Source organism: Streptomyces canus (assembly GCF_001514145.1).
In the GTDB taxonomy this organism is placed as follows: domain Bacteria; phylum Actinomycetota; class Actinomycetes; order Streptomycetales; family Streptomycetaceae; genus Streptomyces; species Streptomyces canus.
In genome coordinates this window covers 25,516-51,679 of the sequence record NZ_KQ948686.1, presented here as the reverse complement: position 1 = coordinate 51,679, position 26,164 = coordinate 25,516, and the positions used below count along the sequence as shown (strand labels likewise).

General features: G+C 71.2%; 27 protein-coding genes. 19 read left to right on the top strand and 8 right to left on the bottom strand.

Features of this window, described 5'->3' with window-relative positions; genetic code table 11:
* Positions 1-13: 13 nt before the first annotated feature.
* The 11 genes from AQJ46_RS48760 to AQJ46_RS48710 all read left to right on the top strand — a co-directional run bounded on the left by AQJ46_RS48760 (position 14) and on the right by AQJ46_RS48710 (position 11,716).
* Positions 14-640, top strand: a complete 627-nt coding sequence (locus AQJ46_RS48760) for an NUDIX domain-containing protein (protein ID WP_059211807.1) — start codon at positions 14-16, stop codon at positions 638-640.
* Positions 641-902: 262 nt separating this feature from the next.
* Entirely contained in the window at positions 903-2,966 is a 2,064-nt protein-coding gene (locus AQJ46_RS48755) for a tetratricopeptide repeat protein (protein ID WP_059211806.1), read from the top strand.
* A gap of 144 nt (positions 2,967-3,110) precedes the next feature.
* Positions 3,111-4,226 carry an alanine dehydrogenase gene (ald, locus tag AQJ46_RS48750; protein WP_159064229.1) on the top strand — a complete coding sequence of 372 codons (1,116 nt, stop codon included), beginning with the start codon at positions 3,111-3,113 and terminating at the stop codon, positions 4,224-4,226.
* A gap of 413 nt (positions 4,227-4,639) precedes the next feature.
* On the top strand, positions 4,640-5,767 hold the full coding sequence (locus AQJ46_RS48745) for a ParA family protein (RefSeq protein WP_057614506.1): 1,128 nt from the start codon (positions 4,640-4,642) through the stop codon (positions 5,765-5,767).
* A complete protein-coding gene (locus tag AQJ46_RS48740; protein ID WP_079072813.1) occupies positions 5,752-6,315 on the top strand; it encodes a hypothetical protein in 564 nt (187 codons plus the stop codon). The genes AQJ46_RS48745 and AQJ46_RS48740 overlap by 16 nt, the downstream gene beginning before the upstream one ends.
* 18 nt (positions 6,316-6,333) lie before the next feature.
* Complete coding sequence (locus tag AQJ46_RS48735; protein WP_059211804.1) at positions 6,334-7,326, top strand: segregation and condensation protein A; 993 nt, start codon at positions 6,334-6,336, stop codon at positions 7,324-7,326.
* Positions 7,323-7,976, top strand: coding sequence for an SMC-Scp complex subunit ScpB (gene scpB, locus AQJ46_RS48730; protein WP_059211803.1), 654 nt, complete (start codon positions 7,323-7,325; stop codon positions 7,974-7,976). The genes AQJ46_RS48735 and scpB overlap by 4 nt, the downstream gene beginning before the upstream one ends.
* Complete coding sequence (locus AQJ46_RS48725; RefSeq protein WP_059211802.1) at positions 7,976-9,097, top strand: pseudouridine synthase; 1,122 nt, start codon at positions 7,976-7,978, stop codon at positions 9,095-9,097. The genes scpB and AQJ46_RS48725 overlap by 1 nt, the downstream gene beginning before the upstream one ends.
* Before the next feature lie 273 nt (positions 9,098-9,370).
* A complete protein-coding gene (locus AQJ46_RS48720; RefSeq protein WP_059211801.1) occupies positions 9,371-9,904 on the top strand; it encodes a TIGR03086 family metal-binding protein in 534 nt (177 codons plus the stop codon).
* 79 nt (positions 9,905-9,983) lie between these two features.
* Positions 9,984-10,700 (top strand): NUDIX hydrolase, encoded by a 717-nt coding sequence (locus tag AQJ46_RS48715; RefSeq protein ID WP_059211800.1) that lies wholly within the window; start codon positions 9,984-9,986, stop codon positions 10,698-10,700.
* Positions 10,697-11,716: an ADP-ribosylglycohydrolase family protein gene (locus AQJ46_RS48710; RefSeq protein ID WP_059211799.1), complete on the top strand. Its 1,020-nt coding sequence runs from the start codon at positions 10,697-10,699 to the stop codon at positions 11,714-11,716. The genes AQJ46_RS48715 and AQJ46_RS48710 overlap by 4 nt, the downstream gene beginning before the upstream one ends.
* Here AQJ46_RS48710 and AQJ46_RS48705 read toward each other — a convergent pair.
* The 3 genes from AQJ46_RS48705 to AQJ46_RS48695 are packed head-to-tail and all read right to left on the bottom strand — an operon-like array spanning position 11,713 to position 13,383.
* Positions 11,713-12,120, bottom strand: a complete 408-nt coding sequence (locus tag AQJ46_RS48705) for a Rieske (2Fe-2S) protein (protein ID WP_059211798.1) — start codon at positions 12,118-12,120, stop codon at positions 11,713-11,715. The two genes, AQJ46_RS48710 and AQJ46_RS48705, sit on opposite strands and share 4 nt — an antisense overlap.
* The gene (locus AQJ46_RS48700) at positions 12,117-12,698 is read right to left on the bottom strand and encodes a DUF6529 family protein (protein ID WP_059211797.1); all 582 of its coding nucleotides are present in this window, start codon (positions 12,696-12,698) and stop codon (positions 12,117-12,119) included. Before AQJ46_RS48700 ends, AQJ46_RS48705 begins: the two co-directional genes overlap by 4 nt.
* 22 nt (positions 12,699-12,720) lie before the next feature.
* The gene (locus AQJ46_RS48695; protein WP_059211796.1) at positions 12,721-13,383 is read right to left on the bottom strand and encodes a hypothetical protein; all 663 of its coding nucleotides are present in this window, start codon (positions 13,381-13,383) and stop codon (positions 12,721-12,723) included.
* 230 nt (positions 13,384-13,613) lie between these two features.
* Between AQJ46_RS48695 and aroH the strand changes: the two genes are divergently transcribed.
* The 5 genes from aroH (at position 13,614) to der (ending at position 18,084) form a co-directional block, all read left to right on the top strand.
* Positions 13,614-13,982, top strand: a complete 369-nt coding sequence (gene aroH, locus AQJ46_RS48690) for a chorismate mutase (RefSeq protein WP_059211795.1) — start codon at positions 13,614-13,616, stop codon at positions 13,980-13,982.
* The gene (locus AQJ46_RS48685; protein WP_059211794.1) at positions 13,979-15,064 is read left to right on the top strand and encodes a prephenate dehydrogenase; all 1,086 of its coding nucleotides are present in this window, start codon (positions 13,979-13,981) and stop codon (positions 15,062-15,064) included. The genes aroH and AQJ46_RS48685 overlap by 4 nt, the downstream gene beginning before the upstream one ends.
* A 114-nt stretch (positions 15,065-15,178) precedes the next feature.
* Positions 15,179-15,865, top strand: coding sequence for a (d)CMP kinase (gene cmk, locus AQJ46_RS48680; protein WP_059211793.1), 687 nt, complete (start codon positions 15,179-15,181; stop codon positions 15,863-15,865).
* On the top strand, positions 15,823-16,524 hold the full coding sequence (locus AQJ46_RS48675; protein ID WP_404828536.1) for a lysophospholipid acyltransferase family protein: 702 nt from the start codon (positions 15,823-15,825) through the stop codon (positions 16,522-16,524). Before cmk ends, AQJ46_RS48675 begins: the two co-directional genes overlap by 43 nt.
* Positions 16,525-16,602: 78 nt before the next feature.
* Positions 16,603-18,084 carry a ribosome biogenesis GTPase Der gene (gene der, locus AQJ46_RS48670; protein ID WP_059211792.1) on the top strand — a complete coding sequence of 494 codons (1,482 nt, stop codon included), beginning with the start codon at positions 16,603-16,605 and terminating at the stop codon, positions 18,082-18,084.
* Between the two features lie 50 nt (positions 18,085-18,134).
* Here der and AQJ46_RS48665 read toward each other — a convergent pair whose 3' ends face one another.
* Positions 18,135-18,455, bottom strand: a complete 321-nt coding sequence (locus AQJ46_RS48665; RefSeq protein ID WP_057614490.1) for a hypothetical protein — start codon at positions 18,453-18,455, stop codon at positions 18,135-18,137.
* 61 nt (positions 18,456-18,516) lie between these two features.
* Positions 18,517-19,299 carry a hypothetical protein gene (locus tag AQJ46_RS48660; protein ID WP_059211791.1) on the bottom strand — a complete coding sequence of 261 codons (783 nt, stop codon included), beginning with the start codon at positions 19,297-19,299 and terminating at the stop codon, positions 18,517-18,519.
* Between the two features lie 400 nt (positions 19,300-19,699).
* On the opposite strand from AQJ46_RS48660, the gene AQJ46_RS48655 reads away from it, so the two are divergent.
* On the top strand, positions 19,700-20,341 hold the full coding sequence (locus tag AQJ46_RS48655; RefSeq protein ID WP_059211790.1) for a LysM peptidoglycan-binding domain-containing protein: 642 nt from the start codon (positions 19,700-19,702) through the stop codon (positions 20,339-20,341).
* 28 nt (positions 20,342-20,369) lie between these two features.
* On the opposite strand, the gene AQJ46_RS48650 is transcribed toward AQJ46_RS48655, so the two are convergent.
* The 3 genes from AQJ46_RS48650 to AQJ46_RS48640 are packed head-to-tail and all read right to left on the bottom strand — an operon-like array spanning position 20,370 to position 24,180.
* The gene (locus AQJ46_RS48650) at positions 20,370-21,029 is read right to left on the bottom strand and encodes an ABC transporter ATP-binding protein (protein ID WP_059211789.1); all 660 of its coding nucleotides are present in this window, start codon (positions 21,027-21,029) and stop codon (positions 20,370-20,372) included.
* Positions 21,026-23,704, bottom strand: coding sequence for an ABC transporter permease subunit (locus AQJ46_RS48645; protein WP_059211788.1), 2,679 nt, complete (start codon positions 23,702-23,704; stop codon positions 21,026-21,028). Before AQJ46_RS48645 ends, AQJ46_RS48650 begins: the two co-directional genes overlap by 4 nt.
* On the bottom strand, positions 23,704-24,180 hold the full coding sequence (locus AQJ46_RS48640; RefSeq protein WP_059211787.1) for a hypothetical protein: 477 nt from the start codon (positions 24,178-24,180) through the stop codon (positions 23,704-23,706). The genes AQJ46_RS48645 and AQJ46_RS48640 overlap by 1 nt, the downstream gene beginning before the upstream one ends.
* A 111-nt stretch (positions 24,181-24,291) precedes the next feature.
* Between AQJ46_RS48640 and AQJ46_RS48635 the strand changes: the two genes are divergently transcribed.
* Together AQJ46_RS48635 and AQJ46_RS48630 are read left to right on the top strand one after the other, a co-directional pair.
* On the top strand, positions 24,292-24,852 hold the full coding sequence (locus AQJ46_RS48635) for a hypothetical protein (protein WP_079072817.1): 561 nt from the start codon (positions 24,292-24,294) through the stop codon (positions 24,850-24,852).
* A complete protein-coding gene (locus AQJ46_RS48630; RefSeq protein ID WP_059211786.1) occupies positions 24,821-26,116 on the top strand; it encodes an ABC transporter substrate-binding protein in 1,296 nt (431 codons plus the stop codon). Before AQJ46_RS48635 ends, AQJ46_RS48630 begins: the two co-directional genes overlap by 32 nt.
* Positions 26,117-26,164: the final 48 nt, after the last annotated feature.

The following is a 26,164-nucleotide window of genomic DNA, read 5'->3' as shown; positions in this document are numbered from 1 at the left end:
GGAAGGACAGGGAATGACGATCAAGGATGCCCCGGAGGAGTGGGAGATCCGGGCGACGGAGACCCCCTTCGTGGGCAACAAGACCTCCGTCCGCACGGACGAGGTGGTCATGCCCGACGGGTCGGTGGTCCGCCGCGACTACCAGGTCCACCCGGGTTCCGTGGCCGTCCTCGCCCTCGACGACGAGGACCGGGTCCTGCTCATCCGGCAGTACCGGCATCCCGTACGGCAGAAGCTGTGGGAGATCCCCGCGGGGCTGCTGGACGTGCCCGGTGAGAATCCGCTGCACGCGGCCCAGCGGGAGCTGTACGAGGAGGCGCACGTCAAGGCGGAGGACTGGCGGGTGCTGACGGATGTCTACACCTCGCCCGGGGGGTGTGACGAGGCGATCCGGATCTTCCTGGCCCGAGGGCTTTCCGAGGCCGAGGAGGAGCGGTTCGCGGTCGAGGACGAGGAGATCGACCTGGAGTATGCGCGCGTGCCGGTGTCCGAGCTGGTGCGGGGGGCGCTTGCCGGAGAGCTCCACAACGCCTGCCTGGTGGTGGGGGTGCTTTCGCTCGTCGCCGCGCGGGCCTCCGGCGGGGTGGACGGGTTGCGGGGGGCTGAGGCGGAGTGGGCTGCGCGGCCGTTCGAGGCGTGACGGTTGTTTCGGGTCGCGCCGTTGTCGTAGCGGTCCGTCGCGGGGTGCGGGGTTCGTTGTGGCTGGTCGCGCAGTTCCCCGCGCCCCCGAGCGGTACTGCCGAACCCGACGATCTTATGAACCGTTGATCCGATTAGGGGACTCTCAGTCCTCCACCGCCGCGCTCTGCCAGGACCGTTGCACAGGGTGAACTAGGCTCTGGAAAGCCCGAACCGGGGTCACCGGCGGGCTTTGCGCGTGCGGTGGGACGGGAGTGTGGCCCGTGACGGATCAGGCGGTGGACGCAGGCGGTGTACGGCTGTCGGGCGAGGGCCGATTCCTGGGGCGGACGCGGGAGTTGAAGGAGCTGCTCGCCGACATCGAGCGGGCGGGACTCGACACGCTGTCCGGCAAGAAGGCACCCCGCGCGCGGGTGCTGCTCATCGCAGGGCGCCCCGGATCCGGCCGTACCGCACTCGCCGAGGAACTCGTCCGGGCGGTAGCTGACCGTTACGACGACGGATTGCTGCGCGCCCGGCTGAGCGAGCCCGACGGCACCCCCGTGCCGGTCGGGAACTCCGCCCGTGAACTGCTCACCGCGCTCGACGTGGCGGCGCCCGCCGGGGCCGCCGAGGACGACCTCACAGCGGTGCTGCGCGAGGCCCTCGCCGACCGCCGCTCGCTGCTCCTGCTCGACGACGCGGTGGCCGCGGAACAGGTGGACGCCCTGCTTCCGGATGCTCCGCAATGCCTGGTCGTGGCCGTTTCAGGAGGTCCGCTGACCGGGATCGCGGACGTCCGTCCGTGCACCCTCGGCGGCCTCGACACCAAAGCCGCACTGGAGTTGCTGTCCCGGCACACCGGGTCGGTCCGCATCACCGTCGACCCGCGCGCCGCCGAGGGTTTGGTCGAGGAGTGCCAGGGCCACCCCGCCGCGCTGATGCTGGCGGGAGGCTGGCTCGCCGCCCGCCCCAAGGCGGCCGTCGCCGATCTGGCCAAGCATCTGCACACGGAGAGTGACGAAGGGAGTCCCCTCAGCCGGGTCTTCAAGCTCGTCTACACGTCCCTGCCCGCCCCGGCCGCCCGGATACTGCGACTGCTCTCCCTGGCCCCGGCCGGCCTCGTCGATCCGCACACCGCCTCCGCGCTCGCCGGCTGCTCGGTGAGCGGCGCCCGCTCCACCCTCGACGACTTCGTCGCCCTCGGTCTGCTGCACGCCGTGGAGTCACCGCTGCCGCAGTACGAGGTCCCCGGCTGCCTGTATCCCCTGCTCAAGGCCCTCGCGGACACCCAGGACCGCCCGGCCGAGCTGCAACTGGCCCGGGCTCGCATGCTGGAACGGACCGTACGGCTGCTCCAGTCCTCCCGCGCGATCACCGAGACCGACAGCGCCGACGCCCGTGAGAAGCTCCAGGGCATGCCGCCCTCGGTGCGTTTCCCCAACCCCAGGGCGGCCGAGGACTGGTTGCGCGCCCGCAGGCCGGCGCTGCTCGCCGCGGCCCGCCACGCGGTCGCCGACGGGGAGCTGGACACCCTGGCCCGGCGCCTGATGTCGCAGTTCGTGCGCGCGATGGTGGCCCATTTCGGCATGAAGGCCGCCGCCCCCGACCTCTACGACATCCACGGCCTCGTCCTCGACGTGGCCGAGCGGCGTGCTCTGCCGCGCGAGAGGGCCGCCGCCCTGCTGAACCTCGCCGACCTGGACGCCCAGACCGGCCGGACCCGGGAGGCACTGACGCGCTACCGGGCGGCCCTGGACGCCGGACGGGAAGCGAACGACCCGTACGCGACCGGCCGCGCGATGGAATCCGTAGGCGGCGCGCACCTGGAGCTCGGGGACTACGACCGGGCCGCCGACTGGTTCGGCCGGGCGCTGGCCCAACGGCTGGCCCGGGACGAGCGCGCGGAGGCCGCCCGGCTGTACGGCCGTATCGCCGCCGCGCACACCTACGCGGGCCGCTACGGCGAGGCGGTCAGGAACTGGCGGGCCGCGCTCGCCGGACACCGGAAGAACGGCGATGTGGCCGCGCACGCACGGGCGTTGAGCGAACTCGCCCGCGTCCAGGAGTACGCCGGACACCCCGAGGAGTGCCTGCGCACCTGCCAGGAGGCCGTGGAGTGGGCGCGGCGCGCCGAGGACGTCCGACTGCAGGCCGCGCTCCAGCTGCGGCTCGCCGACACGCTGGACCGTCTCGGTGATCCCGCCGCCGCCCAGCTGCACCGCGGCGCCGCCGAGCGGCTGCTGGACGAGGAGGTTTCCGAGGAGGAACCCGGGTCTCAGCAGGTCGACGAGCCGAAACAAGACGCTGACGCCTGCGAAATCCGTAGTACATCCGCAGAGGATTGATGCAATGAAAGGCTAGACAGCGGGAACACCTTCATTAGACTGGCTCTGCCGCACCTTCTCCTGCGGTGTCTCCTGGTGTGCTCACGCATGCCCGGGTATGTGTTGTATTGCCCCACACACTCTGAGCCAAGGACCGTGATCCACGTGAAGGTCGGCATCCCCCGCGAGGTCAAGAACAACGAGTTCCGGGTGGCCATCACCCCCGCCGGTGTGCACGAGCTGGTGCGCCACGGCCACCAGGTCGTCATCGAGTGGGGCGCCGGCGTCGGCTCCTCCATCCCGGACGGGGAGTACGTCGCCGAGGGCGCCCAGATCCTGGACACCGCCGACGAGGTGTGGGCGAGCGCCGACCTGCTGCTGAAGGTCAAGGAGCCCGTCGCCGAGGAGTACCACCGCCTCCGCAAGGACCAGACGCTCTTCACCTACCTGCACCTGGCCGCCTCCAAGGAGTGCACCGACGCGCTGATCGAGTCCGGCACCACGGCCATCGCCTACGAGACCGTCGAGCTGCCCTCGCGTGCGCTCCCGCTGCTCGCCCCGATGTCCGAGGTCGCGGGCCGGCTCGCCCCGCAGGTCGGTGCCTACCACCTCATGCGCTCGGTCGGCGGCCGCGGTGTCCTGCCCGGCGGCGTCCCCGGCACCCAGCCCGCGCGGGCCGTCGTCATCGGCGGCGGGGTCTCCGGCTGGAACGCCACGCAGATCGCCGTCGGCATGGGCTTCCACGTCACGCTGCTCGACCGGGACATCAACAAGCTCCGCGAGGCCGACAAGGTGTTCGGCACCAAGGTCCGGGCGATCATGTCCAACGCCTTCGAGCTGGAGAAGGCCGTCCTGGACGCCGACCTCGTCATCGGCGCCGTCCTCATCCCGGGCGCCAAGGCCCCGAAGCTGGTCACCAACGAGCTCGTCGCGCGGATGAAGCCCGGAAGTGTCCTTGTCGACATCGCGATCGACCAGGGCGGCTGCTTCGAGGACTCGCGTCCGACCACCCACGCCGAGCCGACCTTCCAGGTCCACGACTCGGTCTTCTACTGCGTCGCCAACATGCCCGGCGCGGTGCCCAACACCTCCACCTACGCGCTCACCAACGCGACGCTGCCCTACATCGTCGAACTCGCCGACCGGGGCTGGGTGGAGGCCCTGCGCCGCGACCCGGCGTTGGCCAAGGGGCTCAACACCCATGACGGCAAGGTCGCTTACCGAGAGGTCGCGGAGGCGCACGGCCTGGAGCACGTGGAGCTCGAGACGCTGCTCGGCTGAAGCCGTGACCTGCTCGGATGGCTAAGTCACCTTTTCGTAAAGGCGATACGTCAACAAGGCGCGTCAACGAGGCACATGCGGCCGGACCTTGCCCCACAAGGTCCGGCCGCATGTGTGTATGGTCACTTTGCGACTCTCGGTCAACTCGCGTCGAACGTAACCCTTGAACCGATTCGTACACCGGCGAAACCTGCCGTGCGACGGCCGTACGCCCTTGACAGCGGGATGTTTCATTGCCGACACATCCTGCCGGGTCCGGCGGATTGTGTTGCTGTGAACACCCGACACGCCATAGAGTCGCCAACCGTCGGCATGGTGCCACGCTGACCTTGTCTAGAAGTTTCCTGGTCTCCAAGGAGGTAAGACGACTTGTGAATGAGTCGACATTTTCTCCCGGGGGTGGTCAACCAGGAATGCCTGCCGGGGCCCAGAGCCCCGCGGGGTTCGAGGCTGTCGGCTCCGTCGCGGTGCGCACCTTCGCAGCCCGTCAGAGTCCGCAGACCCTGCGGACAGCACACCAGAGCATGGATGGCCATCACGTGAACGCCATGGCCGGCGACGGAAGTGGCGCGCCCCACAACCACTTCGCCGACTACGACGAACTGCCCGAGGGGCACTTCTACGACCCCGACGCCGAGTACGAGCCCGATCCGGAGTACGCGGCCACGCTCGCGCCCGATGCGGCCCGCCAGCGCCGTGAGCGCGTCGGCCCGACCGGCCGCCCGCTGCCGTACTTCCCGATCCCGGGCCCGCTGACCGACCACGGCCCCGCGAAGATCATCGCGATGTGCAACCAGAAGGGCGGCGTGGGCAAGACGACGTCGACCATCAACCTGGGTGCCGCGCTCGCGGAGTACGGCCGGCGCGTGCTGCTCGTGGACTTCGACCCGCAGGGCGCGCTGTCGGTGGGTCTCGGTGTCAACCCGATGGAGCTCGACCTCACGGTCTACAACCTGCTCATGGAGCGGGGCATGGCGGCCGACGAGGTCCTGCTGAAGACCGCGGTCCCCAACATGGACCTGCTGCCGAGCAATATCGACTTGTCGGCGGCGGAGGTCCAGCTGGTCTCCGAGGTCGCCCGCGAGTCGACATTGCAGCGTGCCCTGAAGCCGCTCATGGCCGACTACGACTACATCGTGATCGACTGTCAGCCCTCGCTCGGCCTCCTCACGGTCAACGCCCTGACGGCCGCGCACAAGGTGATAGTCCCTCTGGAGTGCGAGTTCTTCGCCCTGCGTGGTGTCGCACTGCTGACGGAGACCATCGAGAAGGTCCAGGAGCGGCTCAACCCCGACCTGGAGCTCGACGGGATCCTCGCCACGATGTACGACTCGCGCACCGTGCACAGCCGTGAGGTGCTCGCACGCGTCGTCGAGGCGTTCGACGATCACGTCTACCACACGGTCATCGGGCGCACGGTCCGCTTCCCGGAGACCACGGTGGCCGGTGAGCCGATCACCACCTACGCCTCCAACTCCGTCGGTGCCGCCGCCTATCGCCAGCTCGCCAGGGAGGTGCTCGCCCGGTGTCACGCCGAGTGAGTCTGCCGGGGGCCGACGAACTGTTCCGTACGACAGGGGGGATGGCGCTCCAGGCGTCCACTCCCCGGCGGGGGACCAACGGCGAGGCCCGGGTGCCGGCTCCCGCGGGGGAGCCGGACGGGGCGGCCGAGGACGCGCCGCAGTCCGTGCCCGCGCAGGGCGGGGACGGCGACGGGGCCGAACATGTCGCGGCCGACGCGGAGTCGGGCGAGTCCCGCAGCCGGGCCGCCACCGCGGAGCGCTCCGGGCCACGTCAGGAGGCGCAGGAAGGTTCTGCCCAGGCCTCCGGTGGTCAGCAGCGCGGCAAGCGTGGGCGCTCTCCTTCCCGGCGGCCCAGCGGGCGGGAACGGCACGACGAGAAGATCACCGTGTACGTGTCCGCCGAGGAGCTCATGGATCTGGAGCACGCGCGTCTGGTGCTCCGGGGTGAGCACGGGCTCGCGGTGGACCGCGGCCGGATCGTCCGGGAGGCGGTCGCCGTGGTGCTGGCGGATCTGGAGTCCCGTGGGGACGCGAGCATCCTCGTCCGCCGGCTGCGTGGGCGGTAGCGGTAGCCTGCGGGGGCTATGACCTCGAACGACGTTCCCGTGCCCGGCGGCTCCGCCGGCCGTCGGCGCGCGCTCGGCCGGGGGCCGGGGGCCGAGCCGGTCGCCTCAACGGTCGAGGCGGAGAGCGAGCCGGTCGAGGCGCAGAGCGAGCCGGTCGCCGAGGCCGAGGCTCCGGCCGGTTCCGGCGAGCGGGAAGAAGCTTCCGACGGTGTCTTCAAAGTTCGGCTGGCCAACTTCGAGGGGCCCTTCGATCTCCTGCTCCAGCTGATCTCGAAGCACAAGCTCGACGTCACCGAGGTGGCGCTCTCCAAGGTCACCGACGAGTTCATGGCGTACATCCGCGCCATGGGACCGGACTGGGATCTCGACGAGACGACCGAGTTCCTCGTCGTCGCCGCCACTCTCCTCGACCTCAAGGCGGCGCGGCTGCTGCCGGCCGCACAGGTGGAGGACGAGGCCGACCTCGCACTCCTCGAAGCGAGGGACCTGCTCTTCGCGCGGCTGCTGCAGTACCGCGCGTACAAACAGATCGCCGACATCTTCAACCGGCGTCTCGACGAGGAGGCCCGGCGTTACCCCCGTACCGTCGGCCTCGAACCGCACCACGCCGAGCTGCTGCCCGAGGTCGTCATCAGCATCGGGGCGGAGGGATTCGCGAAGCTCGCCGTGAAGGCGATGCAGCCGAAGCCCAAGCCCCAGGTGTACGTCGATCACATCCACGCGCCGCTGGTGAGCGTCCAGGAGCAGGCGGGGATCGTGGTCGCGCGGCTCAGGGAGCTCGGCGAGGCCAGCTTCCGTCTGCTGGTGGAGGATGCCGACGGCACCCTGACCGTCGTGGCGCGCTTTCTGGCGCTGCTGGAGCTGTATCGGGAGAAGGCCGTGGCGCTGGACCAGGAGACCGCGCTCGGGGAGCTGATGGTGCGGTGGACCGGTGGCGCGGGGGAGGCCGAGCCGGTGGTGACCGACGAGTTCGACCGACCGCCGGAGCCGCTCAAGGAGGACAAGGCGTGAGCGAGGAGAGCACCGAGGTGCCGGCGGGGGCGCCAGGCGTCGCCGACCTGGATCTGAAGCCGGCGCTGGAAGCCGTCCTGATGGTCGTGGACGAGCCCGCGACCGAGGAGCACCTGTCGAAGATCCTGGAGCGGCCCAAGCGGCAGATCGCGAAGGCGCTCAGGGAGCTGGCCGACGACTACACCGTGCAGCGGCGCGGTTTCGAGTTGCGGTACGTCGCCGGCGGCTGGCGTTTCTACACCCGTGCCGAGTACGCCCCGGCCGTGGAGCGGTTCGTCCTGGACGGCCAGCAGGCCCGGCTCACCCAGGCGGCGCTGGAGACGCTGGCGGTGGTCGCGTACCGCCAGCCGGTCAGCCGCAGCCGGGTCTCCGCGGTGCGCGGAGTGAACTGCGACGGCGTGATGCGCACCCTTCTCCAACGGGGTCTGGTCGCGGAGGCGGGCACGGAACCCGAAACAGGTGCGATCCTGTACGTGACGACGAACTACTTTCTGGAGCGGATGGGCCTGCGCGGTCTGGACGAGCTCCCGGAGCTCGCGCCCTTCCTCCCGGAGGCGGAGGCGATCGAGGCCGAGACCCAGGAAGCCGTACCGTCGTTCGATCCGGACGCCCCGGATTCCGAGGACGCAGACGACAAGACGGAACTTTGATGCGAAGCAGCAGCGGCAGGAACAGCAGCGGAAACAACGGCGGGAGCCGTGGTGGCAACAGCGGCGGCCGCGGCGGGAGCAGCGGTGGCCGCGGTAACTACCGCGGCGCCGGGAACGACCGCGACGACAAGCAGGGGGGCCGGCCGAGCAAGCCCCGCCCCGAGGAGCGCCGCTACGACGTGGGCCCCGGCGCCACCCACGAGGGACCGAAGTCCGGTCGCGGTGCCTCCGCGCGCGGCGGTGCCAAGGGCGGCCCGAAGCAGGGCCAGAACACCGGGCGCGGCCGTTCGGTGCCGGCGACCTCCCGCGAGTACGAGGCGCGGGCCGAGGAGCGCAACCGTGAGCGGTACGCCGGCAAGAAGGACGTGAAGCCGCCGAAGACCTTCCCGGGCGCCGAGCAGGAGGGCGAGCGGCTGCAGAAGATCCTCGCGCGCGCGGGCTACGGCTCGCGCCGGGCCTGTGAGGAGCTCATCGAGCAGGCGCGGGTCGAGGTCAACGGCGAGATCGTCCTGGAGCAGGGCAAGCGGGTCGACCCGGAGAAGGACGAGGTCAGGGTCGACGGCCTGACCGTGGCGACGCAGTCGTACCAGTTCTTCTCGCTGAACAAGCCCGCCGGTGTCGTCTCGACGATGGAGGACAACGAGGGCCGGCAGTGCCTCGGGGACTACGTCACCAACCGTGAGACGCGGCTCTTCCACGTGGGGCGGCTCGACACCGAGACCGAGGGCGTCATCCTGCTCACCAACCACGGCGAGCTGGCCCACCGGCTGACCCACCCCAAGTACGGCGTGAAGAAGGTCTACCTCGCGCACATCGTCGGCCCGATCCCGCGCGACCTGGGCAAGCAGCTCAAGGACGGCATCCAGCTGGAGGACGGGTACGCGAAGGCGGACCACTTCCGGGTCGTCGAGCAGACCGGCAAGAACTACCTCGTCGAGGTCACCCTCCACGAGGGCCGCAAGCACATCGTCCGCCGCATGCTCGCCGAGGCGGGCTTCCCGGTCGACAAGCTGGTGCGGGTCGCCTTCGGCCCCATCACCCTGGGCGACCAGAAGTCGGGCTGGCTGCGGCGGCTGTCCAACACCGAGGTCGGCATGCTGATGAAGGAAGTCGACCTGTAGACCCCACGGACACACACGCGCGTGCGGCCGGTTCCGGAAGTATCCGGGGCCGGCCGATGCGTTTTCGCCCTCCCCGCGGTCTGTATCCGTGACGGAGGGAGCGGGGATGGACGGAGTGGGCATGGACGCGAGGACCGGGATCCGTGACGAGCCGTGTCAGGCAGTGCTGGAGGGCCCTGTGCGGCCTTCGCGGTCCGGCGGGCCCCAGCGGGCCCAGGAGACCCCTGTGGGGCCGCTGAGGAGCTGCTGTGGCGTCTGGGCGGAGGCGCTGTCATGAGCGCGGGAGAGCTGCTGGAGCGCTCGCTCGCCTATTCGCTGGGCAGTGTGGCGGGGACGAAGGCCGTGAGCCTCGGCAGGGCCACGCCGTGTGCCGGGTGGAATCTGGAGGAGTTGCTGTGCCATCTCGACGACTCCCTGGACGCGCTGTACGAGGGGCTGACGGGCGGGCGGATCGGGCTGCTCCCGCACGCCGACCGGGTCTGCGGCTTCCGCACGCGCGCGTGTGCCGTGCTCGGCGCCTGGGCCGCCGGTCCGCCGGAGGAGGTGCTGGTGGGTGAACGGCCGCTGGACGTACGGGTGATGGCCGCCGTCGGCGCCGTCGAGATCACCGTGCACGGGTGGGACGTGGCCCGGGCCTGCGGACGGCGGTGGCCCATTCCGGAGGGCCTCGCGGCGGAACTGCTGTCCGTCGCCCAGTGCGTGGTGGGGGAGGAGGACCGGGGCGTGCGGTTCGCCGAACCGGTCGCCGTGCCGTCCCGCGCGCGGCCCGAGACACGGCTTCTCGCCTTCCTCGGCCGGCACCTCTAGGGACTTGTGGAACAACCCTCGCACTCTTTATAGTCGTAAGGACTATTAGTCATCCTGACCATAAAGGGGGCGAGCGCGCGTGGACTACGACAAGTACGCCCACGAACCCTTCGCCGTCACCGTCGACCTCGCCGTCCTCACCGTCACGGAAGGCACCCTGCACGCGCTGCTCGTCGAGCGGGGGCAGGAGCCGTACGCCGGACACTGGGCTCTGCCCGGCGGGTTCGTGCACCCGGACGAGTCCGCGGAGACGGCGGCCCGGCGCGAACTCGCCGAGGAGACCGGGCTGTCGGACGTCTCCGGGCTGCATCTGGAGCAGCTGCGGACCTACAGCGAGCCCGACCGCGACCCCCGGATGCGGGTCGTCTCCGTCGCGTTCGCCGCGCTGCTCCCCGACCCGCCCGAGCCGCACGGCGGCAGCGACGCGGCCGAGGCCCGCTGGGTGCCGTACGACAAGGCGGGGCCGCTCGCCTTCGACCACGACCGCATCCTGGCCGACGCCCATGAACTCGTGGGGGCCAAGCTCGAGTACACCTGCCTCGCCACCGCTTTCTGCCCGCCCGAGTTCACTCTCGGCGAGCTCCAGCAGGTGTACGAGACCGTGTGGGGCACCACCCTCGACCGGCCCAACTTCCGCCGCAAGGTGCTCGCCACGCCCGGCTTCGTCGAGGCCGTCCCCGGCGCCGCACGTCTGACCGGCGGCCGCGGCAAACCGGCCGCGCTCTACCGCGCGGGACCGGCCACCGCCCTGCACCCCCCTCTCCTCCGACCGTCCCCGGAAGGACGCCCCGCATGACCACGATCCTGACCAAACGCGCCGCCACCGGAACACTCGTCGGCCTCGCCCTCGGGGACGCCCTCGGCTTCCCGACCGAGTTCAGCGACGTGCCGTCGATCCTCGCCAAGTGCGGACCCTGGCGGGAGATGGAGCTGCGGACCCCGGCGATCGTCAGCGACGACACGCAGATGACGCTGGCGCTGGGGAGGGGAATGCGGACGGCGATGGATCGAGGGGTGCTCGGGCCCAAGCGCCTGGAGCGGCCCGTGAGGGAGGAGTTCGTCGACTGGTATCAGTCACCGGAGAACAACAGGGCGCCGGGAAACACCTGTCTGCGGGCCTGCTCCCTGCTCAAGGACGAGCAACTGCCCTGGCAGGAAGCCAGCCAGATCAACTCCAAGGGCTGCGGCGCCAACATGCGCGTGGCACCCGTCGGACTCGTTCTCGGGCTCAGTGACGAACAGCGCGCGGGCGCCGCCCAGTTGCAGTCCGCGCTCACCCACGGCCACCCGACCGCGCTGGCAGCGTCGGACCTCACCGCGCGTGCCGTGCGGCTGCTCCTACAGGGAGCCGAGCCGGGCGAGCTGGTCGGGCTGCTGCGGTCGTACGCCCTGGTGAACCGGGGGCAGTACCACGAGCGTTGGCTCGGCGACCTGTGGACCCGCAGCCAGGACCGGACGCCCGGGCAGTTCATCGCGCGTGGCTGGGACGAGTGCCTGGCGGTCCTCGACCGGCTCGACGACGCCGTGCGCACCGCCTCGCCCGAGGAGGACCCGTGCCTGGCCACCGGGGCGGGCTGGATCGCCGAAGAAGCCCTGGCGACCGGACTGTTGTGCTTCCTGCAGTTCCCCGAGGAGCCGCTGACGGCCCTGCGGCGGGCCGCGTGCAGCTCCGGCGACTCCGACTCGATCGCCTGCCTGACGGGCGCCTTCGCAGGCGCCCACCTCGGGGCGGACGCCTGGCCGGTCGAGTGGGCCGACCGGATCGAATACGGCAGCGAACTGGTGACGCTCGGGGCGCTCTGGGACGCCTAGGCGAGCTGGATCGAGTCCCCGCTGACCTTGATCTGCTTCTCGGGCAGCGGCTTGTTGGCCGGCGGGTTGGCCACCGAGCCGTCCGTGATGTTGAACTTGCTGCCGTGGCAGGGGCAGTTGATGGTGCCGCCGGACACGCTGGTCACCTGGCAGCCCTGGTGGGTGCAGATGTCCGAGAAGGCCTTGAACTCACCCTCCTTCGGCTGGGTGACGACGACCTTCTCGTCCTTGAAGATCTTCCCGCCGCCGACCGGGATCTCACTGGTCTTCGCCAGTTCGGTGCCGGCCTGCGCCGAACTGGACCCGGAGTCGCCGTTCTCGTTGCCGTACTCGCCGCAGCCGACGGTCAGCGTCGCCGCGCCCGTCGTGAGAAGGATCGTGCGCCGCGTCGGGCTGTGCGTCATGTCGTGACTCCGAAGGTGCGGAAGAACCAGAGGGCCGAGGTCAGCCAGAGGATCGTGAGCGCGGTGAAGACGAGCCCGCCCACGATCGGCAGCAGCCAGCCGGGAAGTCGCTCCGAGCGGAGCAGCAGCATCTTGGCACTGAACACACCGAAGAAGAAGCAACCCAGGAGTGAGTGCCACAGAACGCGTGATTCGTACGACTGGAAGCCCAGCGCGTACAGACAGTGCACCGCGACCGGCACCGCGACCAGGAAGGCCACGCGGCCGGACCAGCGGTGCAGGGTGGCGGACCAGCTCGGGCCCGGCAGCTTGCCGTACACCATCAGGGCCGAGACGAGCTGCACGATCGCGAAGAAGAACGCGACCGTCGCGAGCCACGACTTCACCGCACCCGTGCTGCTGAAGCCGGCGAGGTTGAAGGCCGTCCCCGTCGGGTCGTGGACCTTGCCGTACGCGCCCAGGGCGACCGCCACCGCGGCGGCCACGAGGGCGGGGATCAGATAGCGGGCCGGGCCGGAGCGGCGCCCGGGTTCGGGCGAGGGCCAGCTCTGGGTGGCCGCGTTCGGGTCGACGGTCATGATCGGCTCCCTCGGGCGGAGGTCAGGGGGTTACCGGACGGGCCGTGAGCTGCTGTCCGTCGACCGTCACCGCACCGGTCTCCGGGTCGATCCTCGGCGCCGGGGAGGGCTTGCCGTCGCGCTTGAGAATGCCGACCTGCTCGCCGTCCGGAAGGACGATCCAGCCGCCTTCGATCTTCGCGCCGGCCACCGTGCTGTTCGCCCGGTAGAGCCCGGACGACTTCTTCGTCTTGTCGATGGTGAAGGCGTAGCTCCCGCTGCCGACGTTCGCCGTGCCGCGGATCTCCTTGGTCCCCTTCACCTTGCCGTCCAGGCTCGCGCCGCCCTTGCCGGTGAGCCGCAGGCTGCCGTCGTCCTTCACGTCACCCTGCAGCCACGACTCGATGTTGTGGCCGTCGCAGACGTACGCGATCGCCTTGTCGTCGCGCACGGTGATCGCGACCGCGGAGGAGTCGTCGTCGGTACGGCCCGTGTAGACGCCCTCGGGCACGGGGGTCCGTGACGGGGACGGGCTGGGCGGCGCGGACGTCCGTGCCGGTGCGGTGCCCGGTGACGCCTTGGTGCTGGGCGACGGCTTCACGTACGACGCCGTGGGCTTCTCTCCCGTCGTGGCGTTGAGTGAAAGCATGAACAGGCCGACCAGCAATCCCGCGAGCAGTGTCAGCAACGGTCCGGAACGCTTCATGTAAGGGGCCTCCCCCGAGGCGAGTTTCCTGCCATCAGAGCGGACCCGGGGCCCCGCGTCCAGAGGCGCACAGGTGTGTTTTCACCCCAAGTAGCGGAACTGGGACATTCGGGTGACATTGGCACGGTCCGGGAAGCCATCTCAGGGTGCGGGCGCCGCACACCCGCCCCGCACGGGCTGACTAGGCTGGACGGTCAAGAGCCGAACGAACGTCAGCAAGGAGCAACGCCGTGGCGGTACGAGCGGTCCGGGGCGCCGTCCAACTCGAACAGGACGAGGCCGGCCACATGGACGAGCAGGTCGGGGCGCTGCTCACCGCCATCATGGAGCGGAACGAGCTGACCGCGGACGACCTGATCAGCATCTGGTTCACGGCCACGCCCGACCTGCACAGCGACTTCCCCGCGGCCGCGGCACGCAAGCTCGGCACCGGCTTCGCCGACGTACCGCTGATCTGCGCTCAGGAACTCGACATCGAGGGCGCCATGCCCCGCGTCGTCCGTGTTCTCGCGCACATAGAGTCCGACCGGCCCCGCGCCGACATCGCGCACGTCTACCTCGGCGCCGCGGCCGCCCTGCGCAAGGACATCGCGCAGTGAGGACCGCACTCGTCGTCGGGACCGGGCTGATCGGGACGTCCGCCGCGCTGGCGCTGGCCGGGCGGGGTGTCACCGTCCACCTCGCCGACCACGATCCCGAGCAGGCCCGTACGGCCGCCGCGCTCGGCGCGGGCACGGACGAGGCGCCCGACGGGCCCGTCGACCTCGCGATCGTCGCCGCGCCGCCCGCGCATGTGGCCGGAGTGCTCGCCGACGCGATGCGGCGCGGGGTGGCTCGCGGGTACATCGACGTGGCCAGCGTGAAGGGCGGGCCGCGACGGGAGCTGGAGGGGCTGGGGCTCGACCTCTCCTCGTACATCGGTACGCATCCGATGTCCGGGCGGGAGAAGTCCGGACCGCTGGCCGCCTCCGGGGATCTCTTCGAGGGGCGGCCCTGGGTGCTGACCCCCACCCGCGACACCGACACCGAGGTGCTGAACCTCGCGCTGGAGCTGGTCTCGCACTGCCGAGCGGTGCCGGTGGTCATGGACGCCGACGCCCACGACCGTGCCGTGGCGCTTGTCTCGCACATGCCTCATCTGGTGTCCAGCATGGTCGCCGCGCGGCTCCAGCACGCCGAGGAGGCCGCCGTACGCCTGTGTGGGCAGGGGATTCGGGATGTGACCCGGATCGCCGCGTCGGATCCCGGGATGTGGATCGACATCCTCTCCGCGAATCCGGGGCCGGTGGCCGACCTGCTCACCGATGTCGCCGGGGACCTGGAGGAGACGGTGCGGGCGCTGCGGGCATTGCAGTCCGCGGACGAGGCGAAGCGGCTCGAGGGCACGTCCGGGATCGAGGACATGCTGCGGCGGGGAAATGCCGGGCAGGTCCGGGTGCCCGGCAAGCACGGGTCCGCTCCGCGGGTGTACGAGGTCGTGGCCGTGCTCATCGACGACCAGCCGGGGCAGCTGGCCCGGATCTTCGCGGACGCCGGGCGGGCGGGCGTCAATATCGAGGATGTGCGGATCGAACATGCGACGGGGCAGCAGGCGGGGCTGGTGCAGCTGATGGTCGAGCCGTCGGCGGCACCGGTACTGGCGGCGTCGTTGCGTGAGCGGGGCTGGGCCATTCGGCAGTAGGGCCGGCCTCGGGACGAGGGCGTCCGGACGAGTGACGCGCACCCAGTAACCTTGTGCGGGGCACCGTCGCGTCCCCACACCACTCGCCAGACCGCACCCGAAAGGTGTCCCCCCGTGGAAAACGGCGCCGCCCAGCCCGTGATTGTCGCCATAGACGGCCCCTCCGGCACGGGCAAGTCGAGCACCTCGAAGGCTGTCGCCGCGCAGCTGGGTCTGAGCTACCTGGACACCGGGGCCCAGTACCGGGCGATCACCTGGTGGATGGTGACCAACGGGATCGACATCGACGACCCGTCCGCGATCGCCGCCGCGGCGGGCAAGGCGGAGATCGTCTCCGGCACCGATCCGGAGAACCCGACGATCACGGTGGACGGGACCGATGTGGCCGGTCCGATCCGGACCCAGGAGGTCACCTCCAGGGTCAGCGCGGTGAGCGCGGTGCCCGAGGTGCGGGCCCGGATCACCGAGCTGCAGCGGTCGCTGGCGGCCTCGGCCGAGAAGGGCATCGTCGTCGAGGGGCGGGACATCGGTACGACCGTGCTGCCCGACGCCGACCTCAAGGTCTTCCTCACCGCTTCGCCCGAGGCCCGCGCCGCGCGCCGCAGCGGGGAACTCAAGGGCGCCGACGTCAACGCCACCCGCGAGGCGCTGATCAAGCGGGACGCGGCCGACGCCGGCCGGAAGACCTCGCCGCTCGCCAAGGCGGACGACGCGGTCGAGGTGGACACCACCGAACTCACCCTGGCGCAGGTCATCGAGTGTGTCGTCACCCTCGTCGAGGAGAAGCGGGCCGGGAAGTGAGTACGGACTCTTCCGGCACGGTCCCTTCGCTGAAGGGCGCCGAGGTCGGGCGGCGGATCGGCGTCGGGCTGATGTACGGCCTGTGGAAGCCGCGCGTGCTCGGCGCCTGGAGGATGCCCGCGACCGGGCCCGCCATCCTCGCGGTCAACCACTCCCACAACATCGACGGCCCGATGGTCATGGGCGTGTCACCCCGGCCGACGCACTTCCTGATCAAGAAGGAAGCGTTCATCGGCCCGCTGGATCCCTTCCTGACGGCCATCGGGCAGCTCAAGGTGGACCGCTCGGTGGCCGACCGCGGGGCGATCACGCAGGCGCTCGATGTCCTCAAGGCCGGCGGGGTGCTCGGTATCTTCCCGGAGGGCACCCGTGGCGAGGGCGACTTCGCCTCCCTGCGGGCCGGACTCGCGTACTTCGCGGTGCGCAGCGGGGCACCGGTCGTTCCGGTCGCCGTGCTGGGAAGCTCCGAGAAGCCGGGACGGTTGATAAAGGGGCTGCCTCCGCTGCGCAGCCGCGTTGACGTCGTCTTCGGCGACCCCTTCGAGGCGGGCGACGGCAGCGGACGGCGTACACGCAAGGCGCTCGACGAGGCGACCGAGCGCATCCAGAAGCAGCTCAGCACCCACCTGGAAAACGCCAGGCGCCTGACCGGGCGCTAGGCGACACTGAGTAGTGGATCAATCCGGCGGAACAGCCGGGGGTCCACCGATCACCACGATGAACGAGGTACGGACTTCATGAACGACCACATCCACTCCGAGGGCTCTTCCGAAGAGCACGACCACGGAGCGCTTGGCGATGCCGAGTACGCGGAGTTCATGGAGCTCGCCGCGGAAGAGGGCTTCGACATCGAGGACGTCGAGGGGGCCATCGAGGCGGCCGGGCACGGTCCGCTGCCCGTGCTCGCCGTCGTCGGCCGCCCCAACGTCGGCAAGTCGACTCTGGTGAACCGCATCATCGGGCGCCGCGAGGCCGTCGTGGAGGACAAGCCCGGCGTCACCCGCGACCGTGTCACCTACGAGGCCGAGTGGGCGGGGCGTCGCTTCAAGGTCGTCGACACCGGCGGCTGGGAGCAGGACGTCCTCGGCATCGACGCCTCCGTGGCCGCGCAGGCCGAGTACGCGATCGAGGCCGCCGACGCCGTCGTGTTCGTCGTGGACGCCAAGGTGGGCGCCACCGACACCGACGAGGCGGTCGTACGACTGCTGCGCAAGGCCGGCAAGCCCGTGGTGCTGGCCGCCAACAAGGTCGACGGCCTGAGCGGCGAGTCCGACGCGGCGTACCTGTGGTCCCTGGGCCTGGGCGAGCCGCACCCCGTCTCCGCGCTGCACGGCCGGGGCACCGGCGACATGCTGGACGCCGTCCTGGAGGCCCTGCCGGAGGCGCCCGAGCAGACCTTCGGCGGCGCCGGGATCGGCGGCCCTCGCCGCATCGCCCTGATCGGCCGCCCGAACGTCGGCAAGTCCTCGCTGCTGAACAAGGTGGCCGGCGAGGAGCGGGTCGTCGTCAACGAGATCGCCGGCACCACCCGTGACCCGGTCGACGAACTCATCGAGCTCGGCGGTGTCACCTGGAAGTTCGTCGACACCGCCGGTATCCGCAAGCGGGTCCACCTCCAGCAGGGCGCCGACTACTACGCCTCGCTGCGCACCGCCGCCGCCGTCGAGAAGGCCGAGGTGGCGGTCATCCTGATCGACGGCTCCGAGTCCATCTCGGTCCAGGACCAGCGGATCGTCACCATGGCCGTCGACGCGGGCCGCGCGATCGTCGTCGCCTACAACAAGTGGGACACCCTCGACGAGGAGCGCCGCTACTACCTGGAGCGGGAGATCGAGACCGAGCTCGGCCAGGTCGCCTGGGCGCCGCGCGTCAACGTCTCGGCGCGGACCGGCCGCCACATGGAGAAGCTGGTCCCCGCGATCGAGACGGCTCTGGCGGGCTGGGAGACGCGTGTCCCGACCGGCCGTCTCAACGCCTTCCTCGGCGAGCTGGTGGCCGCCCACCCGCACCCGATCCGGGGCGGCAAGCAGCCGCGCATCCTCTTCGGCACCCAGGCCGGTACCAAGCCGCCGCGGTTCGTGCTCTTCGCCTCCGGGTTCATCGAGGCGGGCTACCGGCGCTTCATCGAGCGCCGGCTGCGTGAGGAGTTCGGCTTCGAGGGCACCCCGATCCACATCTCGGTGCGGGTGCGCGAGAAGCGCGGCGCGAAGAAGAAGTGACGTACGCATGAGGAAGGGCGGCCCCCACCGGGGCCGCCCTTCCTCATGCGTCAGATCCCTCTGCGCGGAGGTGGCAGAGCCGCCGGGACGTGGCGCATCCCGGTGTGCTGCTGCCCGATGTGTCCCACCCGCTGCCACTGCGACTGCTGGCGGGCGCTGAACGCACCCGTGCTGTAGGCGCTGTACGAGCTGCTGAACGAGCCCGAGGCGTGCGGGGTGTTCCCGAACGCGGTGAAGCCCAGCTCCTCCTCGCCGCTGCGGTCACCCGGCAGCGTCCGGAAGGTTTTGACGTACTCAGAGTAGAGCGCGTCGTAGATCGGCGTGGCCGATGGTCCGCCGGGAAACCGGCGCGGAGCGTCGTATGGGTGCACGTATGTCCAAACGACACCGGGACCTCGGGGATGCGGCCCGGTGTGATCCTTCAGCCGGTTGTCAGGTCCCGGCGAGAGGCATCGCGGCCGCGACCAGCTTGCCGTTCGCGGCCGCCTTGTCGAGCGCGTCCCGCAGCAGATCCTCCCGGGGCTGGCGTCCGATGGAGCCCACCGGGGCCGCGAACATCAGCACCTGCTGGTGCTTGTTGGCGGCGGCCCGCCAGGTCTCGGTGACCTGGAGCGGCTGGTGCGCCTGCCACCAGGCCACCGGCTGCCCGCCGTTCGGCGACGGCTGGAGCACCGCGTGCAGTTGGCCCACCGCCAGCAGTACCGACCATCCGTGCAGAACGGGCGGCACCGCCTCGATCGCCGTCATCGGCATGAACCCCTGCTCGATCAGCAGCGGCAGGAAGTCGTCGCCGAGCCCCGTCGCGCCCGGCCGCACGATCGGCCCGGTCGGCTCCACGACCAGCGCCGGGTGCAGCTCCCCGGCGACCAGGATCAGCCCGCTGGTCACCCCGAGCACCGCCTGCTCGGGTACGACCTTGTCCGGGTCCAGGTCGACGGTGTCGCCGGTGATGGACTTCACCGCGCCCCGGAGCTGCTCCTCGGTGACCTGGACGACCTGTGAGGGCAGGCAGCCGGCGTGGGCGAAGGCCAGGACGGCGGTCTCGTCGCCGATGAACAGGACGGTGCTGGTGCGCTCCTGTGCGGAGTCGCCCTGGGTGCGGCAGGACGTGCAGTCGTAGCTGCCGGGGGCGTTCTCTCCGGCGAGCAGCCGGTCGGCTTCTTCGTCGCCGATCTCGGCGCGAACCTCGTCGCTGACGTCGAGCATGCGCGGCACGGGTGACTCCCTCGGGAAGCGGTGCCCGGGTGGGTCCCGGGCTCATGAAGAAGACAACGGGCGATCTGTGGCGGGAGTCACGCCCCAGGGCGAACGGAATCGAACCATCCACCGCGCAGGGTCACCTCGGGTACGGAATCGGGTACTCAGTGTCAAGTCGTTTGAAATCCAAGGAAGTTGGTTGCGTGAAGTGGGTCACAGATCGACTGGGCGACTGGTCGACAAATCAGGAAATCAGCGAATTAAGTGGGTGGCCGAAAATTGCTGATACCCGCGGTAACGGCCAACCGGCCTGGAACGACAAGGCGTTGGTTGCCGACGCCTCCACAGGCTCTCTACATTCCTCCGCCGTGTGCAACGAGCACCGCTCGGGACCCCGAGTCCTTCGAGAGGGAAATACATGTCCGAATGTGCTGATACCACGCGCGACAACGCTCGTAAGACCCGAACCACCGCGGCCCTCGCCGGGGCCGCCCTGCTCGCCCCGCTCGGACTGCTGGCCGCGGCCGGCAACTCCGCGGCGGCGGACGGCGGAGTATGGGACCGCATCGCCCAGTGCGAGAGCGGCGGGAACTGGCACATCAACACCGGAAACGGCTACTACGGAGGACTCCAGTTCTCCGCCGGGACCTGGCGCGCGTACGGCGGTACGGCCTACGCGCCCACCGCCGACCAGGCCACCGAGGCACAGCAGATCGCGGTGGCCACCAAGGTGCAGCGCGCCCAGGGGTGGGGCGCCTGGCCGACCTGTTCGGCACGCGCCGGGGCGTACGGCAGCGAGGCCGCAGCCTCCTCCGGCTCGGCAGGGTCCTCGTCCGAGACCAAGGCCGCTCCTTCCAAGCCGGCGAAGACGCCGACCCGTTCGGAGAGCCACACCAACCGCGGCGCGTCCCGTGGCGACTACACCGTCCGCTCGGGCGACACGCTCAGCAAGGTCGCCGCCCGGCACGGGACCACCTGGCAGAAGGTCTACGCCGCCAACAAGGACGTCATCGGCGCCGATCCCGACCTGATCGTGCCCGGGCAGCGCCTCGACATCTGAGAGCTCACCCGTGGGCGCGAACGGGCGGTCAGTCCCGTTCGCGCCGCAGTTCCGCCGCCTCTCCGCTGAACACGACCACACCGCGCCGCAGTTCGTACACGATCGCCGTCCGGCCGTGCAGTGCGGGTGGGAGCCGTTGCTCGGCCACCACCACGCACGCGTCCAGTGCGGCCAGGAGTTCGTACGTGCGGGACGCGACCGTGGGGGACATGCCTTGCGCGGGTTCGTCGACGAGGACCACGCGTGCGCGCGCCAGGAGTGCTCGGGAGATCGCGAGCATGCGTTGTTCGCCGCCGGAGAGGGTGCCGGCGCGGCGGGGCAGCAGGCGGGCGAGCTGGGGGTAGGCGTCCAGGGCCAGGTCGTGGACGGGGGAGGCCAGTTCGAGGTTCTCGCGGACCGTGAGGGAGCCGAACACCGACTGGCGTTCGGGGACCAGGCACAGACCGCGGCGGGCCCGCTCGTACGCCGGTACCCGGGTCACGTCGGTGCCGTCCCACACCACGCTGCCGTCGGTGAGCGGCACTGTTCCGGCCAGAGCGCGCAGAGTTGTCGTACGGCCGGAGCCGTTGCGGCCCAGCAGGACGGTCAGGCCGGGGCCCGGGGCGGTGAGGGTGATGCCGTGCAGGGCCTCCAGGGGGCCGTAGCGCACGCGCGCGTGGCGTAGGGAGATGGCCGTGGCGGCTGTCATCCGGCGGTCTCCCGGGCGTCGAGTGTCTCCAGCACGTCGGCCGGAGGCCCGGAGGCGATGATGCGGCCCGCCGTCATGACGTGCACGACGTCCGCGAGGCCGGCGACCAGGTCGAGGTCGTGTTCGACGACGAGCAGGGCGGTGCCGTCGGCTGCGAGGGCCCTGAGGATGCGGGCCAGGGCGGTCACCTCGGCGGTGTCGAGGCCGGCGGCGGGTTCGTCGAGGAGGAGGACGCTCGGGGTGCCGGCGAGGGCTCTGGCGAGTTCCACCCGACGGAGGGTGCCGGTGGGGAGGTCGGCCGCGGGGGCGTCGCGCAGGGGGCCGTCCAGGGCGAACAGTCTCAGGGCGCGGTCCACTGCGGCCGGATCTGTCGTGCGGCCCTGCTCGGCGCCGACTCGGACGTTCTCGGCCACGGTCAATGTGGGGAAGACAGCGAGTTGTTGGAAGGTGCGGGCGATGCCCAGACGGGTCCGGGCGTGGGCGGGGAGGCGCGTGATGTCGCGGTCGCCGTAGCGGACTCGGCCCCGGGAGGGGCGGACCGTTCCTGCCAGGCAGTGGAAGAGGGTGGTCTTCCCGGCGCCGTTGGGGCCGATGATCGCGGTGATTCCGCCCGGTGGGACGGTGAGGTCGACTCCGTCGACGGCGGTGAAGCCGTCGTAGCGGGCCTGGAGGTGGCGTGTGGTGAGGACCGCCCGGCCTGCGGCCGGTGGCCCCGGTGGGGGTGGAGCGCTGTCGGCGGCGTGCAATGCAGGGGGTTGGTTCTGGCGGGGTGTGCCGGATGCGGCGGCTCGACTGCCGGGATCCGTCGTCGGGGGCGCCGCGGTCCGCAGCGCCCGTTGGAGTCGTCTCCGTGCCCCCAGACCCGTCGCCGTCAGCCTTGCCGCCCGTCGTGGCCGCAGCCTGCGCACCGCCTCGTACGGCCCTCCGGGAAGGCGCCCCACCAGCACCGCCAGTACCCCGACCAGCGCCGCCGCGACCCCTCCCCGTGCCCCCGCGTCCAGGCCGACCAGGAGAGCCGCCGCGGTCAGGGCGCCCAGGGTGCTGTCGGCACCCAGCACGACCACCGCCGCGAACCAGAGCAGGCCGCGGACGGGGTCGTAGGCGGTGGGGTCGAAGGCGCGCAGGCCCATGCCGAGCATTCCGCCGCCCAGGGCGGCCAGGGCGGCGCCCGCCACGAAGGCCAGGAGCTTCAGGGCGGGGACCCGGACGCCCGCCGCCGAGGCTCCGGACTCGTGGTCGCGCAGGGCGGCCAGGGCCCTGCCCGTACGGCCTCTGCGCAACGCGTGGGTCGCCAGGAGGGCGAGCGTGAGCAGGGTCAACTCCAGGACGTAGTAGGCGCGGTCGCCCTCGAAGCCCGCCGGGCGGTCCAGGGACAGACCGGACGTGGCGTACGGCTGGGCGAAGACGAAGCGGCTCACGCCGACGCCCACCGCGAAGGTCGCCAGGGCCAGCGCCAGCCCCCGGCGGGTGATCGCCGGCCAGCCGGTCAGCAGGCCCAGGGGGGCCACCAGGACCACCGCCAGCGCCAGCGCCGCCAGTTCCGGCAGCCGGGGAAGACCCGGGAAGCGGCCCGCCGCCAGCAGGGCGGTGAACAGGGCGCCCAGGCCCGCGTAGGCCGCTTGCCCGAGGGAGATCTGGCCGCCCCGGCCCGTCACGACCACCAGGGAGAGCAGCACGACGCCCAGTGCCGGGACCTGGACCGACGTGTGCAGGTCCGAGCCCGCGAAACCCAGCGGGATCAGGAAGAGGATCACCGCGACGATCCATGCGCCCTGAGGCGTCGGCACGCGCGCGGTGGCCGTCCGGGGGAGCCCGTCGCGGGTGCCGATGCGGGGGAGTGCCAGGCACGCGACGAGGAGGGCCACGACGAACAGGTTCGCCCCCACCGCCTGGAGCAACGGTTCGCCCCGGCCCGAGGGGTGCAGCCGGGTCAGCTGGCTCTGGGCCACCCCGACGCCCAGCGCCACCACCACGGCCACCGGCAGGCTGCGCATCCGCGCGGCCACCGCCACCGCCACCACCTCCATGACGAGCAGGGGCAGCCCGTACGGGTCCAGGCGGACGAAGGGGGCCAGCAGAACGCCCGTCAGGCCCGCGGTGAACGCCCCGAACGCCCAGCCGGCCGCCGCCACCCGGTCGGCGTCGATCCCGCCGAGCACGGCCAGCCCGCGGTCGTCCACCACGGCCCGCAGCTCCCGTCCGAAGCGCGTCCAGCGGATCACCGCGCCCACGCCGGCCGCCAGGACCAGGACGACCGCCAGCTGCCCCCAGGGATCCTCCGCGGACACCAGCTCCGGAGCGTCGTCGCGGGCGCCCTGGCCCCACAGCAGCGCGGCCCCGCCCACCAGCAGCACGAAGACCCCGATGGAGGCGACCAGGGTCTGTGCCGGATCGCCGCCCAGGACGGACAGGGGCCGGAAGACGAAACGCTCCAGCACCACACCCATCACCGGCGCCAGGATCAGCAGGGTCACCACCGCGCCGGCCCACAGCGGCCAGCCCCACTCCACCACGCACTGCCGCAGCGCGTACGCGCACACCATCGCGATCGCCCCGTGCGCGAAGTTCAGCACCCCGGTCGCGCGGTACGTGACGATCAGGCCGACTCCGGTGAGCGCGGCCGCGCTGCCGACCGACAACCCGGCGAGGGTGAGGTCGTAGGTCAGCGACGACATCAGTCGGTTTCCTCGACGGGCTCGCAGATCGGACAGGGGCCCAGTTCTCCGCTCGCCAGGAGCTTCGCGTCCACCGGGACCGACTCGACCTTCCCGGCGACCAGCGGGCAGTCCGCGCGGTGCCGGAGCGTGCCGCCGGGCACCATCAGCAGGTCCCCGCTGACCGCCAGGGGCACGTCGGCCGCGGTGCCGGACTCCTCCGCCTCAGCGGGCTCCGCGGCGACCAGGAGGCCGTACAGCTCCTCCACACGCGCGGCGGCGAGCGCGCCCCGGCCGTGGGTGAGGAGCACCGCCCCGGCGACGATCAGCGCGGCGCCGGGCACCGTGCAGGAGGCGAGGTAGGGCAGCTGCCGCTCGGCGTAACGCTCGCCCGAGACGCCGTACCAGCCGAGGACGCACAGCACCGCGCCCGCGGCGAGCGCGGCCCAGCCGGCCCACAGAACGGGGTGCGCGGTCCGCAGTCGGGCTGTCCGCATCTCTGGCCTCCACACGTCGTGTGTCTGTCCATGTCAGCCGATGGCTTGCACTATGCCTTCTGCAAGCTGACCCTGAAAGCACCGGGCGCGCACGGCCCGGACCGACACCCGGTGGTGAGCCAGATGGTTCTCGGGAGCGACCGCACGTGGGGGAACGGCAGCCGGGGGCTGATGGCGGTGGGGTTCGTCCTCACCGTGGCCCTCACGGCGTGCAGCGACGACAGCGGCGGCGGCAGCGAGAGCCCGCCGCCGACGCCGTCCGTGGAGCGGACCACACCTTCGGCAGCCCCGTCGCCGAGCGGACCAGCCGACGCGGCCGCCGCCCAGCGGGAGATCAAGGCGAACTGGGAGAAGTTCTTCGACCCGAAGACCTCCGCCAAGGACAAACAGGCCGTCCTGGAGAACGGCGACGAGATGGGCCCGGTGCTCCAGGCCTTCAGCGGTGACCAGCGCGGCGGACAGGTGCAGGCGAAGGTCACGGAGATCGGGTTCACCAAGCCGACCGCGGCCGACGTGAAATACACCCTGCTGCTGAACGGCGCCACCGCCCTGCCGGACGCCTCCGGAACGGCGGTCGAACAGGACGGCACCTGGAAGGTGTCGGTCAACACCCTGTGCGCGCTGGTCCAGTTGAGCGGCAATGCCACGGCGTCGGCTCTTCCGGGCTGCTGAGGCCGCCCTCGCGGTCCTGCTGCTCACGGTGGGCACGGCGTGCGGCAGCCGGCTGCCGGAGAGCGACTTCGAGCACCGGGAGCGGGCGACCCCCGCCCAGGACGACACCCCGATCCGGGTCGGCATCGTCACCAGTGCCACCAGCCCGGTCGGTGGCAGCACCTTCACCGGCCCGCGCGACGGCGCCAAGGCGTACTTCGAGCGCCTCAACGCGCGCGGGGGCGTCGACGGCCACCGGATCGAGGTGCGCGAGTGCGACGACGGCGGCAGCGGGGTCGGCAACAACACCTGTGTGCACCGGCTGATCGACGAGGACAAGGTGGTCGCCCTGGTCGCGACCACCGCCCTCGACTACGCCGGCGCCTCCCGTGTCTCCCACGCGCGCGTGCCCGACATCGGAGGCCAGCCCATCGGCGCCGCGTACGACACCTGGCCGCACCTCTACGGCATCTACGGCAGCCTCGCGCCCCGGCGCGGCACGACCGGCTGGGGCGGAAAGCAGTACGGCGGCACCGAGGTCTACCGCTATTTCAAGCGCGAGCACGGGGCCCGTACGGCGGCTGTCGTGTCGTACAACCAGGCCGCGTCCGCCGCCTACGCCGGGCTCGTCGAGCAGGGTCTGAGGGCCGAGGGGTACAAGGTCGTCACCGAGCAGGTCGACTTCGCGCTGCCCAACTTCCGTGCCGTGGCCGCCGACCTGAAGGAGCAGGGCGCCGACCTGGTCTTCGACGCCGTCGACAGCCATGGCAACGCCCAGTTGTGCGAGGCGATGGACGCGGTCGGCGTCGAGGTCACCGCCAAGGTCACCAACGTCCAGAACTGGTCCTCCACCGTCCCGGACGACTACAAGAACGCCCCGCGCTGCCGCAACGCCCTGTGGGCGACCGGATCCAGCCGCAACTACGAGGACACGGACCATCAGGCCGTACAGGAGTTCAGGGAGGCCACGAAGAGCCTCAAGACGCACTCCCAGTGGCAGTTGGAGGGCTGGGCGGCCGCGAAGTGGTTCACGGACGCCGCGACATCATGCGCGGCGGCACAGGGCGTCACGCGCGCGTGTGTCGACGCCTACATGGACCGCAGCCGGGACTTCACGGCGGACGGCCTCCTCGTCCCCGTCACCTTCCAGCGTCTCGCCGAGCCGCCGAAGTCCCGCCGGACCTGCCTGTCGGTGGCCCGCTGGGAGGACGGCCGGGGCTGGGTTTCCCAGGGCGACATGGACCACACCTGCTTCGACGTTCCGCAACTGGCCTATCGACAATGAGTCACCGGCCGCACGCAACCAAAGGGCGCCCACGACGGTCTGACCGGA